The organism is Flavobacterium sp. CR10, from assembly GCF_055814415.1.
Genome location: NZ_CP185985.1, coordinates 782697 through 798866, shown reverse-complemented (window position 1 = coordinate 798866; position 16170 = coordinate 782697). Strand labels below are relative to the sequence as shown.

Annotated in this window: 11 protein-coding genes; 9 read left to right on the top strand and 2 right to left on the bottom strand. The window is 34.0% G+C overall.

The annotated features are described in order from the left end of the window. Position 1: 1 nt before the first annotated feature. The 9 genes from ACNRYB_RS03710 (at position 2) to ACNRYB_RS03670 (ending at position 10850) form a co-directional block, all read left to right on the top strand. Positions 2 to 922 (top strand): hypothetical protein, encoded by a 921-nt coding sequence (locus ACNRYB_RS03710; protein WP_473729270.1) that lies wholly within the window; start codon positions 2 to 4, stop codon positions 920 to 922. 302 nt (positions 923 to 1224) lie between these two features. Further along, a complete protein-coding gene (locus ACNRYB_RS03705; protein ID WP_129747878.1) occupies positions 1225 to 4053 on the top strand; it encodes a TonB-dependent receptor domain-containing protein in 2829 nt (942 codons plus the stop codon). Between the two features lie 84 nt (positions 4054 to 4137). After that, complete coding sequence (locus tag ACNRYB_RS03700) at positions 4138 to 5691, top strand: SGNH/GDSL hydrolase family protein (RefSeq protein ID WP_129747879.1); 1554 nt, start codon at positions 4138 to 4140, stop codon at positions 5689 to 5691. Between the two features lie 237 nt (positions 5692 to 5928). Continuing rightward, the gene (gene atpD, locus ACNRYB_RS03695; protein WP_008465465.1) at positions 5929 to 7440 is read left to right on the top strand and encodes a F0F1 ATP synthase subunit beta; all 1512 of its coding nucleotides are present in this window, start codon (positions 5929 to 5931) and stop codon (positions 7438 to 7440) included. 83 nt (positions 7441 to 7523) lie between these two features. Continuing rightward, the gene (locus ACNRYB_RS03690; RefSeq protein ID WP_129747880.1) at positions 7524 to 7805 is read left to right on the top strand and encodes a FoF1 ATP synthase subunit delta/epsilon; all 282 of its coding nucleotides are present in this window, start codon (positions 7524 to 7526) and stop codon (positions 7803 to 7805) included. A gap of 62 nt (positions 7806 to 7867) precedes the next feature. Beyond that, positions 7868 to 8383 (top strand): hypothetical protein, encoded by a 516-nt coding sequence (locus ACNRYB_RS03685; RefSeq protein ID WP_473729269.1) that lies wholly within the window; start codon positions 7868 to 7870, stop codon positions 8381 to 8383. Between the two features lie 151 nt (positions 8384 to 8534). Then, a complete protein-coding gene (locus ACNRYB_RS03680) occupies positions 8535 to 8804 on the top strand; it encodes a hypothetical protein (RefSeq protein WP_473729268.1) in 270 nt (89 codons plus the stop codon). 189 nt (positions 8805 to 8993) lie between these two features. Beyond that, positions 8994 to 9632: an NAD(P)-dependent oxidoreductase gene (locus ACNRYB_RS03675; protein ID WP_129746732.1), complete on the top strand. Its 639-nt coding sequence runs from the start codon at positions 8994 to 8996 to the stop codon at positions 9630 to 9632. 75 nt (positions 9633 to 9707) lie between these two features. Further along, complete coding sequence (locus tag ACNRYB_RS03670; RefSeq protein ID WP_129746731.1) at positions 9708 to 10850, top strand: aminotransferase class I/II-fold pyridoxal phosphate-dependent enzyme; 1143 nt, start codon at positions 9708 to 9710, stop codon at positions 10848 to 10850. A 48-nt stretch (positions 10851 to 10898) separates the two neighbouring features. Here ACNRYB_RS03670 and ACNRYB_RS03665 read toward each other — a convergent pair whose 3' ends face one another. Both ACNRYB_RS03665 and ACNRYB_RS03660 read right to left on the bottom strand, forming a co-directional pair. Next, positions 10899 to 15065 (bottom strand): T9SS sorting signal type C domain-containing protein, encoded by a 4167-nt coding sequence (locus tag ACNRYB_RS03665; RefSeq protein ID WP_473729267.1) that lies wholly within the window; start codon positions 15063 to 15065, stop codon positions 10899 to 10901. A 407-nt stretch (positions 15066 to 15472) separates the two neighbouring features. Next, positions 15473 to 15955, bottom strand: a complete 483-nt coding sequence (locus tag ACNRYB_RS03660) for a regulatory protein RecX (RefSeq protein WP_473729266.1) — start codon at positions 15953 to 15955, stop codon at positions 15473 to 15475. Positions 15956 to 16170 lie beyond the last annotated feature (215 nt).

Here is a 16170-nt window from a genome sequence, read left to right as displayed (position 1 = left end):
TATGAAATTTAATTTAACTGTAATCACTTTTTTTTTTTTTGGATTTATTTCGTCTGCACAACAAATTGGAGACGGATATGCCCCTTCTGCCATAACTGATTTTTCAGCTCCGCTAAAATCTGGCATATATAATGGTTTAACCGGTGTAACAGTGGGTATGGCTCCTGACGGCAGTCATGCTTGGCAGCATTTAATTATTGCGAGACATACAAATACAACCAACAATTATCAATTGCAAATAAGCTCATCTTTTACTGATAATGATCGTCTATTTTTTAGAAAAATCTTTGCTGGTTCTTTAGTTTCAGCAAACTCTACATGGAGAGAATTAGCGACAAGGGGTGCTAACACTTTTACCGGAAACCAAAATATAATGGGAACTTTATCAATAGATGTATATCAGTCAACATCGCTTTTTTCGGTTGGCAAGAATCATGGTGTTAAATTATCAATTGGAAATAGCGCTTGGAACAATACCTCAATAATTGAGACAGGCTGGACAGAACAGAATGGAGATTTTACAGATATAAAGGTTCCTGGTTCAGGGTCTAATACAGCCCTAATTCGGATTCTGAAAAATGGAAATGTTGGCATGGGAGTAACTACTCCGTCTAACAAGCTCGACGTTAACGGAACGATCCATTCCAAAGAAGTAAAAGTAGATATCAATGGGTGGCCAGATTTTGTATTTAAAAAAGAATATAATCTGCCAACACTTGAAGAAGTTGAAAAACATATTGCAGAAAAAGGACATTTGGAAAATATTCCAAGTGAAGAAGAAGTTTTGAAAAATGGAATTAGTCTTGGCGAAATGAATGCCAAGTTGCTTCAAAAGATTGAAGAAATGACTTTATATATTATAGAGCAAAACAAACAGATTATAGACTTAAACAAAAGGTTAGAAAAAGTAGAGTCAAAGTAATTAATATAATCAATATGTTAAAAAAGCGAGATTTAGGTCTCGCTTTTTTTTATTGTCAAAAATTTTTTTGAGCGTATGTATTTTTGTGAATTTTTCAGTTTTTTGATAAAAATTTATATGTATGCATAGTAAACTGATTTTTCTTTAGGTTTTATTTGTTTTTATTTTAATAAAATGAATTAGTGAATAGTTAAAATATTGTATAAAATCGTGATAAATATCAATTTTATTTAACGTTTTTTTATACATATTAAAATATTTGTGTATTTTGGCTATATATACTAACAAAAAAACTAACCCTAATGAGAGTCTACTTGCTAATTATGTTGTTATTCAGCGGAGTATCTTTTGCGCAGAATACAATCACAGGTTCGGTTACAGACAGTAACAAGCAATCTATTCCTGGTGCCAATATTGTTGTGGTAGGAGAAAATACTGGTGCTTCTACAGATTTTGATGGATCGTTTAAATTGACCACTAATGCTAAGCTGCCTTTTTCTGTAAAGGTTTCCGCAGTAGGATTTGAGTCTAAAACGGTAAGCGTAACAACGACAAATCAAAAAGTAAATGTGGTTTTAAAAGGTGAAGAAACAAAACTAGATGAAATTGTAGTTTCGGCATCAAGAACGCCAGAAAGAGTTTTAGAATCTCCTGTAACTATTGAAAGAATGGGGGTTCAGGAAATTAAGAAAACAGCTTCTCCTTCTTTTTATGATGGCTTGGAAAACATGAAAGAGGTTCAGATGAATACGAGCAGTATGTCGTTTAAATCAATCAATACGAGAGGATTTGCTACGGTTGCGAATACTCGTTTTATGCAGTTAGTAGATGGAATGGACAATGCGTCTCCGTTGTTGAATTTTGTCTTAGGAAACATGATTGGAGTTTCGGAAATTGATGTTCAAAGTGTGGAATTGCTTCCTGGAGCATCTTCTGCTTTATATGGAGCCAATGCTTTTAACGGAATTTTATTTATGACTAGTAAAAGTCCGTTTACAAATCAAGGGATTTCTACTTATTTTAAGTATGGTGCAACTTCGCAAGATGCCGCAGGAACAAATAGTTTTTATGATTTCGGTATTCGATTTGCTCACGCATTTAATAAATATTTTGCTGCCAAAGCAAACTTTACTTATATGCAGGCAACAGATTGGTATGCTACAAATTATGAGGATAAAACAAGAGCTGGCATTGATAGAACAAATCCTAGTTATGATGGGATAAATGTTTATGGAGACGAAGCAGCGACAAATATTAAAGGTGTTGGTCAAAAGTTAGAGGCAATGGGACTGATTCCTGTTGGGGCATCTAACCTTTTGCCAAATTCTATGGTTAGTAGAACAGGGTATAATGAAATTGATTTAACAGATAACAAAGCAGCCAATAAGAAAATTGATTTCTCTTTACATGGAAGACCTTTCGGGGACGAAAGATTGGAAATTATTTGGCAGAGTAAATTCGGTACTGGAAATGCTGTTTATCAAGGGGCAAACAGGTATTATTTGAATGATTTTTTTATGCAACAGCATAAATTAGAATTTAAAGGCAAAAATTTCTTCTTGAGAGGATATATGACAGGTGAGGATGGAGGTCATTCATATGATATGATTTTTACGGGAATTAACGTAAATAGAAAATGGAAAGACGATAATACTTGGTTTGGTCAGTACGCAGGAGCATTTATTCAAGGAACTTTAGCAGGTATGACGCCAGAACAAGCTCATGCAACTGCGAGATCTACGGCTGATACAGGTCGTTTTTTGCCTGGTACGGCAGAGTTTAAAAATGCATTTAATCAGGTTATAAGTGATCCAGATGTTTTAACTGGATCAAGATTGGTTGATAATTCAAAAATGTATCATTCAGATGCAAACTACAATTTTAGAGATATAATTAAGTTTGCTGAAATTCAGGTTGGAGGTTCTTTTAGGGCGTATGAATTAAATTCTCACGGAAGAATCTATACTGATGCCAATAGTCAGATAAATTATAATGAATATGGTGCATATGCGCAATTGATGAAGAAATTTATGGATGATAGATTGAAGTTTACGGGATCTCTTCGTTATGATAAATCTAAAAACTTCGATGGTAATTATTCTCCGCGTTTGTCTCTTGTGTACTCAGCTGGAGAAAAAAGAAATCATAATTTCAGAGGGTCTTTCCAAACAGGATTTAGAAATCCAACAACTCAGGATCAATACATAGGATTTAATATTGGAAATGCGGTATTGCTTGGTTCTGCTCCTGATAACTTAACAAGGTTTAATGAAACTTTTAATCTTAGTGCAGAAGGTCAGATGTATGCAGGAAGCCCGACAAAAGTAATGAATGGTAATGATGCTTATGGGAACTCTTACATAGCAAGTTCGGTAACTGCATTTTCTGCAATGGCAGGAACAGATCCAGTTGCAGCAGCAGCACTGTTAAAAAAATCGAGAGCGAATTATGTGAAACCTGAAGAAGTAAAAGCTTTTGAGTTAGGGTATCGTTCTGTTTTTGAAGGTACATCGATAGATCTTAACGGTTACTATAATATATATAACAACTTTATCGGTAATTTAAATGTGGTTTCTCCTTTCTACGGAACTGCTCAGGATAATCCAAATATTGCTGCAGGTGTTTCAGATCCAGGTGTTCAATCAATCAGAGCGCTTCAGAACGGAGAATATAGAGCGTATCAATTATACACAAATTCAGATGTAGAGATACATTCATTAGGATTTGGAGTTGGACTTTCTAGAAAAATAATTTCTGACTTCGAATTAGGAGTAAACTATAACTATGCTCAGTTTGATTTTGATCAAGCAAAAGATCCAAGTTTTGAGCCTGGATTTAATACGCCAAAACATAGAGTTAAAATGTCAATTGGAAATGATAAGCTGTTTAAAAATTTTGGATTTAATGTAAGCGGAAGATGGAACAGTGAATATTTATGGCAGGCTGGTTTTGCTGATGGTATAATTAAAGAGGCAACTGTAATTGATGCTCAGATAAATTATGGAATTCCAAAATTAAAATCAGTAGTAAAATTAGGAGCAGCCAATATCGGCGGAAAAGAATATTACCAGGTAATTGGGGCTGGATTAATAGGACAGCAGTATTTTGCTTCTTGGACAATTAATCCATAATTGATTGTAAACTCTAGGTCAAATTCATTATTTATGTTTCTAGACGCTTAGTTTGGAGGCAGATAATTATAAAAATTATAAATTATGATAAAAAATTTCAAGTGGCTTTTATTGGTTTCGTTGACCTTTATGGCTTGTAATAGTGATGATGATGTGGCTCCAGTGGTAGAGTCATCTGATGGTAAAGCTTTGACTGCTGGAAGTGCTGATTTTTCTAAATATGTTGCTTTAGGAGATTCTTTTGCCGCAGGTTTTAGTGATAATGCTTTGTTTATTAAAGGGCAAGAAGGGGCTTATCCGAATATTTTGGCACAGCAATTTGCTTTAGTAGGTGGAGGTGAATTTAAAACGCCTTTTGCAAATGATAATGTAGGTGGATTGTTGTTAGGAGGGAATGTAATTAGCGGACCGCGTTTGTATTTTAATACAGCAATAACGCCAGAACATCCGAATTCAACTGTTGATCCTGTAAGTGGAGTGCCTACTACAGAGGTTACAGCACATTTATCTGGGGCGTTTAATAATTTAGGGGTTCCTGGGGCAAAAAGTTTTCATTTGCTTGCTCCTGGTTATGGTAATGCTGCAGGTGTTGCTACAGGAACAGCAAATCCATATTTTGCTCGTTTCGCATCTAGTGCAACAACAACTGTTTTGGCTGATGCGTTAAGTCAAAATCCTACTTTCTTTTCTTTATGGATCGGAGGTAATGATGAGTTAGGATATGCAACGGCTGGTGGAGATCCTACGGTTAATCCTTTAACCCCTCCTGCTACTTTTGATGGTGCTTACAAAGCTTTGGTTGCTCAGCTTGTTGCTGGCGGAAGAAAAGGTGTTGTGGCAAATCTTCCTGTCATAACAACACTTCCTCATTTTCATGTAATTGCTTATAATCAACTTAGTCAAGCAAGTTTAACAGATAAAGGAGTTAGTTTGATTCCAACTTTAAATGCACAATTGTATGGTCCTTTGCATAATGCATTAGCATTTTTAGGCCAAGGTGATAGAATTAAGCTTCTGTCTTCAACAGGAAATAATCCGTTATTGATTGTAGATGAAACGTTGCCTGATTTGTCAGCAAATTTAAAGGCAGTACTAATGGGTGGTGGATTAGATGTTAATACTGCGACCGCAATGGGGATGATTTTTGGAAGAGCGAGACAAGCATTGCCTACTGATTTAATTGTTTTAGGGGCTTCTACAAGAATAGGTAAGGCGCCAAGTGTTGCTTTAGACGGAATCGCTTCGCCTTCGCCATCGTTAGCGCAATTAGGGGTTACTTTTCCTTTGCCAGACAGATATGTTTTGTTGCCATCTGAAGTAGATGAAATAGGAGTGGCAACCGCAGCTTATAATGCAACTATAAAAGCGGCTGCTGAAGCAAATGGTTTGGCAATTGTTGATGCGGAATCAATTATGTCTGATTTAAATAAAGCAAGCGGAATTACAATGAACAATTTTACACTGAAAGCTACTTTTGTTACTGGAGGTATGTTTTCTTTAGATGGAGTTCATCCTACTCCAAGAGGGTATGCTTTTATTGCTAATAAATTTATTCAGGCCATTAATGCTAAGTATGGTTCTAACTTAAAAGGTGTGGATATTGGTAATTATCAGGTTCTATTTCCAAAACAATTATAATTGAAGAATTAGTTCAATATCAAAAAACCGCTCATTTTTACAGATGAAGCGGTTTTTTTCTTTTATTAAAAAAATGCTGTTTTTGTTGTTTTTTGGACAAGTTTTATGAATCAAACAAAATCATGCTATTTTTTATGAAAAAAAAATTGATTTTATATTTTAAAAAATTATCTTTGCGCTCTGAAAAAAGAGGTATTTTCGATAAACCTAAATAGCTATTTAATAAATACATAAGTAATGTCAAAAGTAATAGGAAAAGTTGCTCAAATCATTGGACCAGTAGTTGACGTAGTTTTCAACGGTAAAGATGTTGAACTTCCAAAAATTTATGATTCACTAGAAGTCACTAAAAAAGACGGAACTATCTTAGTTCTAGAAGTACAATCTCACATTGGAGAAAACACTGTTCGTACAATCTCTATGGACTCTACAGACGGTTTGTCTAGAGGATATGAGGTAGTTGGAACTGGAAGTCCAATCCAAATGCCAATCGGTCCAGACGTATATGGAAGATTATTTAATGTTGTTGGAGATGCAATTGACGGTTTAGGTGATTTGCCAAAATCTGGAGAGAACGGTTTGCCAATCCACAGACCAGCACCAAAATTTGAAGATTTATCAACTTCATCTGAAGTTCTATTTACAGGTATCAAAGTAATCGATTTGATCGAGCCTTACGCAAAAGGAGGTAAAATTGGTTTGTTTGGTGGTGCTGGAGTAGGTAAGACAGTATTGATTCAGGAGTTGATCAACAATATCGCAAAAGGTCACGGAGGACTTTCTGTATTCGCTGGAGTAGGTGAAAGAACACGTGAAGGAAATGACTTGCTTCGTGAGATGTTAGAGTCAGGAATTATTAAATACGGCGAAGATTTCATGCACTCTATGGAAAATGGAGGATGGGATTTATCTAAAGTAGATATGCCAGGAATGAGAGAGTCTAAAGCTACTTTCGTTTTCGGACAAATGAATGAGCCACCTGGAGCTCGTGCACGTGTGGCACTTTCAGGATTATCTATCGCTGAGTATTTCCGTGATGGAGCTGGATCAGACCAAGGAAAAGATGTATTATTCTTCGTTGATAACATCTTCCGTTTTACTCAAGCAGGTTCTGAGGTATCAGCACTTTTAGGACGTATGCCATCTGCGGTAGGTTACCAACCAACATTGGCAACAGAGATGGGTGCAATGCAAGAGCGTATTACATCTACAAACAAAGGATCTATTACATCTGTACAAGCGGTTTACGTTCCTGCGGATGATTTAACTGACCCTGCGCCAGCTACAACTTTCGCGCACTTAGATGCTACAACTGTATTGTCTCGTAAAATTGCTGAGTTAGGTATCTATCCTGCGGTTGACCCGTTAGATTCTACTTCAAGAATTTTAACTCCACATATCTTAGGAGATGAGCACTACAACTGTGCACAAAGAGTAAAAGAAATTCTTCAAAAATACAAACAATTACAAGATATCATCGCGATCCTTGGTATGGAGGAGTTATCTGAAGAAGATAAACTTGCTGTAGCAAGAGCACGTCGTGTACAACGTTTCTTGTCTCAGCCTTTCCACGTAGCAGAGCAATTTACAGGTATCCCAGGTGTATTAGTTGATATTAAAGATACTATCAAAGGATTTAACATGATCATCGATGGTGAGTTAGATCACCTTCCAGAAGCAGCTTTCAACTTGAAAGGTTCTATTCAAGATGCAATTGAAGCTGGAGAGAAAATGTTAGCTGAAGCATAATAATATTGGTTGTTAGTTGTTAGTTGTCAGTTGTTAGAAAGCAACCATCAACCATCAACCATCAACTATTAACTAAAAAAAATATGATTTTAGAAATAGTATCACCAGAAGCGAAATTATTTTCAGGAGAGGTAACATCAGTTAGCTTGCCGGGAGTTAATGGAAGTTTTCAGATTTTAAATCATCACGCCCCAATTGTTTCAATCTTAGAAGAAGGAACAATTAAAATTGCAGCTCCAAGCTTCAGTTTTTCTAAGGAGGCTGCTGATAAATTTACGAGAGTTAATGACCAAACTTATACGTTAGAGATTAAGTCAGGGACAATCGAAATGAAAAACAATAAGATAATTGTATTAGTTGACTAAAACAATTTCAAAATAAGTTGAAAAGCCAGACAGTATTGTCTGGCTTTTTTTATTTTTGGCGAATGGGAGAACAAGAATTTAATCGGCTGGTTTATGTTTCAGAAAGACCGTTTTGGCATTTTTTAATTGCATTACCTCTATATTATTTTGCGATTTCAATGGTTTTTAAAACGATAGATCTCTTTTCTTTAGGAAAAATGATTGAAGCTTTAAAATTTGTTTTAGCGACATTTTTTATGTTCGTCTGTGCAATAGGGCTGACCTTTACAAAAAAAGTTTATACAAATGCAATGTTGAAATCGGTTAGGTTTAATTTTACTGTTTTTAAGATTCCATTATGCAAAGATTCTATTTTTGAAGATGTGCAATATGTCTCAGTCTATAAAAACTATTCTGATCGAGACTTTGAAATATATGTTTGGTTGTCTGAAACAAAGAAAAAATCTATATCAGTCCATTTAGATTTGAAATCAGCATTTAATTATGCATTAAAAATAGCTAATGGTTTAGAGGTTGATTTACTTGATGCGACCGAGAAAGGTAATTTTAGATGGATAGAGAAGAAGAAAGTGCAATAAGCGAAATGTTGTTCAGCATTCTATAATTTAGGATAGCTGTCAAAGATGTCAGAAAATTAACAAAAAACATAAAAAAGCTATTTTAAAAGTTGTAATATTTTACTGAATATACGCTACGTTTGTAGATATATTAACGTTTAAAAAAAATATTATGAAAAAAGCTTTTTTAGGAATGCTGCTTATCGCATTAGGTTTTGGGACAATGTCTCTAACCACAAGTTCTGATAATGTTACTAAAGTTTCTGTAGAAGCTTCAAATGTCGTATTTGGTCCAACGTATACCGCTCCTTGGCTGGGAATCTGTTGTGAATCGCCACTCACTGCTGCGGAACGTGATATCGTAAAACGTGGCTATCCTGCGACTACGCAATACACGATTAATAGTACAACAAGTAATACGGTGACGTACACGATTTATTAAACTGCTTACAGCAAAATATATTTAAAGCCAGATTTTTAGTCCGGCTTTTTTTATTTTCTTACTTTTGAAGTATCAAAATCTCTTTATAAAATATTTGATCGATTGTAAAAGCTAAGCAAGCTTTTACGCTTTGTTTCATCTAGAATGATGGAGCAAAATTTTTTATGTCAAATTTTATAAAGAATATGTATGAAAAATATATCAAAAGTAGCTGTTCTAGGCGGCGGCGGAAGAACAGGAAAATACCTTGTAAACCAATTATTAGAAAACGGATTCAGCGTAAAACTTCTATTAAGAAATCCGGACAATTTTACCATTCAAAATTCAAAAATAGAAATCATTAAAGGCGATGCTATTAATGAAGAATCTATAAGTTTATTACTCAGAGATTGTCAGGCCGTAATCAGTACACTTGGGCAACGACCTGGAGAACCGATGGTCGCAAGTCAAGCAACAAAGAATGTTTTGAATGCCATGGATACTTATGGAATTCAAAGATATATTCTTCTTGCAGGATTAAATATCGATACTCCATTTGATAAAAAAAGCCCTAAAACAATGATGGCAACAGATTGGATGAAAACTAATTTTCCAGAAATTCAGAAAGATCGACAATTAACCTATGATCTTTTAAATGAAAGTAAAGTGGATTGGACGCAAGTACGAGTTCCATTAATTGTTTTCTCTGATGATAGTAATGAAATCTCTGTAAATCTCGAAGATTGTTTAGGAGATAAAATTACAGCATTGGATATTTCAAAGTTTTTGGTGAAAGAATTGACAGAGTCAAATTATATTAGACAATCGCCTTTTATTAGTGCTATTTAAATTTAGAGAAACAGCGGATTTTTCTGCAATCCGCTGTTTATTTTATTCTGATTGGAATTGCCTAACTTTGTTCTTATGAAGTTTCCCGAAAATCTTAATCAAAAAATAGAAAGTTCTAAGCAGCAAAATCTGTTTAGAAAATTGCCTGTTTTTAGTAACCTCATTGATTTTTCTTCTAATGATTATATAGGATTTTCAAAATCAGAAACTATTTATAAACATGCACATGCCTATTTATTGGAAAATGAGATTTTTCAAAATGGAGCTACAGGTTCAAGATTGAATACAGGAAACCATTTGCTATATCAAATTGCGGAAAGTTTTATAGCGCAATTTCATGAGGCAGAATCTGCTTTAATTTTCAATTCGGGTTATGATGCCGATTTGGGATTTTTTAGCGCTGTACCACAAGAAAATGATGTTGTTTTGTATGATGAATTGTGTCATGCTTCGATAAAGGATGGTCTTGCATTGTCTAAAGCAAAATCATATTCTTTTATCCACAATGATTTTGAAGATTTGGAAAATCATATTCTTAGATTTCCAAGTGCAACAATTTACATTGTAACAGAGACTGTTTTCTCTATGGATGGAGATAGTCCAATATTAGAGGAGTTGGTTCAGCTTTCTGAAAAATACAATTGCTATTTGATTGTTGATGAAGCTCACGCTTTAGGTATTTTTGGAGATAAAGGAGAAGGTCAGGCTCAATATTTACAGTTGCACAATAGAATTTTTGCACGAATTGTAACTTTTGGAAAAGCTCTAGGGTGCCAAGGTGCGGCAATTTTAGGAAGCATCGAGCTCAGAGATTATCTAATCAATTTTGCGAGAAGCTTTATGTATACAACTGCGTTGTCTCCTCATACTGTTGCAACAATTTTTGCAGCATATCAGCAATTAGAAAATGAAAAAGAGGTAATTGAGAAACTTCGTGAGAATATTGTGTTTTTCAATCAGCAGAAGAATTTGTTGGGACTAAAACCAATGTTTGTTCACAGTAAATCTTCGATACATTCTGCAATTGTTCCGGGAAATGAAAATGTAAGAGAGTTGTCTCAGCAGTTACAAGATAAAGGATTTGACGTACAGTTTATTCTATCTCCAATTGTTCCAGAAGGTCAGGAACGTCTTCGTTTTTGCATTCACAGCTATAATTCGAAGGAAGAGATTAATCAAGTCTTGGAATTGATTAGGGATTTTGTTTTTTATAGTTAAAGAACAATAAAAAACAAGAAACCCATCGCATAGATGGGTTTCTTGTTATTAATTAAATATAATTTTCTTAGTGACTACGTGGCCATTTTCTAGAATTGCTTTTATTAGTAAAACTTGATTGCTAGAATGTAAGTTTGTAATGTTTAGTTCTTTTGCTTCAATCTTATTTTTGTTGTAAAGCAATTGCCCGCTAACTGTATAGATTTTTACTTCATTAATGTTTTCATTTTTGCTGGTCACTTTTATTGCTTTTGATTTTACAGCAACTATAACTCCATCTTTTACATTTTCAAAGTCATCTGTGCCTAATGTTTTATTTGTATAACGCAGTACAAAACGATCTGGAAATGTTCCAATAGCTGTATTAAAAGTATAATTATCAGCACGCAAATCAGTCACAATACCTGTTGTTTTGTCTTCAAGATAGACTTCCTGGGTGTTAAAAAAACCATCAGCGTGATCAATTGAAATTGTAAGTTGAGTTTCGGCAACCGCTTTATAGCCAAGAGGAATGATTTCTGTATTATCAAACGGTAAAGCTCTTGCCTGAATAGTTAACCTTTTAGCTTCATTGATGGTGTAAAAATCTATGTAAGAATTGCTGGATAATGTTGTGGCATCATAGCTATAATCGAAACTGTTTGTTGCGCCTTCTGCATATCCGATTAGTAATTGTTTAAATGCGTCCTCATCATTACTTAAATTTAGCCATAGACGATTTGCTTCAATTTCTGTTTCTTTTTCAGTAGTTTTGAAAAACTGTGTGTTTTGTGCTTTAACACGCTGCTCATTGGTAAATCGAAGCGATGTTACTTTTGGTTTTAACATAAATGCTTGCCCCACTCCAATGTATCCTGAAGGAGCCTCGCCTCCAGTTGTAGCTTTTGTTGACCCAAATAGCGTTAAAATAGCATAATCTGGGCTACTGTATTTAGCGGTGTTACTGCCATTTTCTTTTTTAGGAAGCGAAACGTGCGTCCAGAAATATAATGGTCCTACATCTCCATTATCTCTAATAAATTTTCGCCCGTCTATAGCAGACGGATATGGATTTCCAATAAGATAATATTTATCTGCAGTTGTTGGAATTGTAAAATCTCCATTGTTTGGTGTTCCATAGAATTTTCCAGTAAAATCAGAAGGAATTTGATTGTTAAAAGACTGCGGACCTCTAATACTGTATCCTTTTGTTGGCTCCATTGTCATTTTTCCGTACAAATCTGTTGCCCATTTGAAATCGGAAGTCCAATAGAAAAATTTATCATATAAAGTTTCCGGAGATAAAGTATTCATTTTAAAATCTTTATTGTCCACAGGTGATGACCAATAAGTCAAATCAAAACGACGAATACTAGTGGTTCTTTGTATTTCAAAACTTTCAGGGCTTCCAGTAAAGTTTGTTTTACTCGTTGAAGTTTGCAGTAATGATCCTCCAGATTGAATAAGTAATTTTGCCCCAGCTCCAACGTTTATATTTTCATCGACTGTTAAAGTAACATCTTTTTTAACAGTTAATGTAACATTTGGATTGATAGTACAAGAACAAACAGTAAGGTCAGATTCTAATACAGTATTTTGATTTATAATTACGGCGCTTCCGTTTGGAATAGTACCAGTTCCGTCATAAACTATATTAGATTTGTTAAAATTAATGCCAAGATTAGCATCACCGCCATCCTCTCTTAAACGAATTTCTACTCTAGAATTATTGTTTAAGGCATAAAGTTGGTTGTTATTAATTGGAAACGAATTGTTGTTCCAGCCATTTTGAGAATAAATTAAAATATCGTCAATGTAAATCTCAATTGCATCATCATGATTAACATGTTGCAATTGATAAGATCCGCAATCAAAGCCTTTACGTTTAAAAACGGCTGTAAAGCTATTGTCTGGTATTTGAGAACCTTGCCAGATGGTTGCAGACGAAGGCGATTTGTCCTTTGGCCAATAATTTGTTGAATCAAGATTTAAATTTGGGTCAACATAATAACCAGCATATCTTACATTGGTTAAGGATATATCATTGTTAACGTAGCCATAAACATTCCATACCTTGTCTCCATATTCAGAAGGATTTCCTTTTGGAATACCAAAGAAAAAAGAAACTCTAGAATCGCCACCGTCTTCGTAATACTCAAGAACAAATTTATGTTGTCCAACTGTTAGATTTTGTGTAGCATAGTCCATAGTGAAACCATGGCCATTCCATCTCGACACAACTGGTACAGCTGCATCATCGATATAAAGTCTTACTCCATCGTCACTTCCAATATCAAAATTGTATAAGCCAGCTTCAGAAATATCGGCTAGCATTTTGTATCTGACAAAGAATCTATCAGAAGGAGCTTCATCACAAGAAAAATTTGAAGTTTCACCTGTAATAGTGCTTCCTCCAATATTTCTATCAAAGTTTTTGTTTTCAGTTACTGTTCCTATATAAGTTGCAACACTAGTATTTGGCAAAGCAGGATAAGAAATATTTGGTGGCAAAGCGGCGTTATCTGTTATTTTATATACATAACCATTCCAGATATTTGCTCCAAAAGCAGTTTGGTCACCAATCGGTACACAAGTTGCCAATTCATGTGCTCCCATATATGGTTTTACCCTTGTGCTATTGTCTATGTCTGTTGGTACAACTGCAATTAAAGTTCCTATAAGTGTTTTATTTACGGCATTATTTGCATCTAAATATAAACTGTTGTTTAGAAATAACGGATTTCCATTTTTAGAATTACTATCCTTACTTGTTGCTTCTTTCCATTCGTCAAGAGTGGTTTTTTTGTTTGTTGATGTGTAGTAACTTCCAAAGGTTCCAACATACTGTGAGCTATAGTAGTTATTGTAGTCTAATGTAGGGAATTTTGAACGATCTGAAGATTCGAAGTATACTGCAAAACGTTCGCTTCCTGATGTTTGAGCATTTACAAATATATTGTTTCTAATATCAAATCCAGAACCATCTTTTACGTATAAAGCAGATGAACATCCGTTAGGCTGATTAGTTAAAAGTTTTACACTATTATGGTATAATTTAACGCCAGTACCATTGTCAATATAAATACCAAAACCATTTTGACTACTTACACCGCCACCTCCAGCTGAACTTACGTCAAGGACAAAATTGTTATATAGCAGTTGATTGTTCCCTGTTGTATAAATTCCGCTAGCAGTTACAGCCTGGTCAGAAATTACAGAGCTAATTTTATTATTATAGATCGATGCGCCATTACCTTCTAGTTTAATCGCTAATGTTCCAGTACTAGTTGAGTTTGAAAAGAAATTAGAAACTATGTTTTGAGAAAGCGTTACATTGTCTCCTTTAATGTAAATTGGATAGCCAATACCGTAACCTTTGCGGTTTTCTATATTTGAAATGGTATTGTTTGAGACAGTTCCATCATTGGCATTTTCTAGATATATCCCAGAAAAGTTAAGATTAAGATTACCATCAAAATTGGAAGGGATTTTTATTCCGTCTAATATATTTCCTATTACTGAATAATCATTTACATTTAAAAGAGAAATACCTAAAAAAGCTTTTGTGCTTATTCTATTATTTAAAATTTTCCATCCAGTATTGTTTTTGTTTTGACCTTTTACAACTATAGCTTGCTTAACATTGACGAATGTTACATTTTGAATGGTGTTGTCAATATTATTCGCATTACTGTCGAAGCTATCTCCAGAGGCCAAAATTCCAGTCGATGTTGTTCCTATTGCATCACCTAAAGTGTTTAATTCGATTGTTAAATTTTTAATAGAATTGTTCTCAGACTTTTTGTACAACCAAATTGCAACTCGACTTGAATAGCTGTTATTGATGTCGTCAAAATTGTTGTAAATTTTTAACTTGTTGTCAGAAACTGTATTGTTTCCGTCAATGATAATGTAATCTGCATTATTAAGTGCAATTAAAGCACCATTACTAACTTTTCCAGAGATGATAATTTCTTTTCCATCATTTGGTCTTATGGTTACTGTGTTTTTGTTTTTATTTTTAAAACTGGTAATTGTTAATTGAGAAGATAAATTTTGATTTTCATCCAATAGCAACTGAATATCTCTATCTATTCCCACATCTTTCAGTTTTTCAATTGCTTCTGGAAGATTTTTAAAATCGGCTCCAGATTTTGAACCAATGACATAATTACGATTCAATTGAGCGAATCCAAAAAAAGGCAATAATAAGAATAAAAGTAAAGTTTTTTTCATGCTAAATGTTTCTATCAATTTGTTATGCTGGCATAAGACTTTTTGAACCGCGCAAAGATAGATACATCTACGAGCTAGAATTTGTTAGGGTTTTGTGAACCTCGATATAATCGATGAATTGATAAAATAGTCGATGAACTACATTAAAAATTTTAATGTTCGATAAGTATTCCTATAAAACGACAAAAAATATTATAAGAATAATCGTAAAATATTTGGTTTTTTGGGGCTGATCTTTGCGTTTTTAGACTAAAAAACGTCAGATATGCTATAAATTCTTCAGAAATGGAATAATTTACAACTTAAAGTTATACGGTTTTTAAGGCGATTTAATAACAGATGAAGTAAAGCGAGAAGATGTCGAACGAGCATTAATTTTCTCTTTTTTATTGGCAAAAGAAACAAATCTACTTTTCCTCGAGGTCTTTTACTTTTTCATATACTAAGTTACTTTCGAAACCTCTTCGAAGCATATAGTCGCAGAACTTTTTTCTTTTTTTTAAAAGATTAGTTTCCGGAATATTATGCCAACATCTTTCTGCTAGATTTTCGAAAGTTTCATAATATTCCTCAGCAGAAATTTCTTTTAAGGCCAAAGTGATATTTGTTGAAGAAATGTTTCTAGCTTTCAGTTCATTTGTGATTCTAATTTTTCCCCAATGCTTAATTCTGTGCTTGCCTCTAGCAAAGCTGCAAGCAAAACGAGTTTCGTTTAGAAAATTTCCTTCAATAAGCTGTACGACAATACTGTCAATCTCATCGCGAGTCATATTTAGACTGTATAATTTAGCAACAACTTCATCATGACAACGCTCTTGATAGGCACAAAAATGCTCTAACTTTTGTAAAGCTTCTTTGATGGTAAAAGTGCTGTTCGTCGGGTTTTTCATGCGTTTTAACGTTTAAATTGAATAATGATGAATTAGTTATAAATTAATTCTGAAATTTGTTAATATTTTATAAAAAGAAATAAATTATAACCTTGCGTATTAGGCTAATTTAAATATTTTTGTACGGAATTTTAACATTTTGAAATTCCGGCCTGAAATGCCAGAATTTAACATTTTAGGGTTCAGTTAGTTACCAAAAGAACATTGTTCTTTGG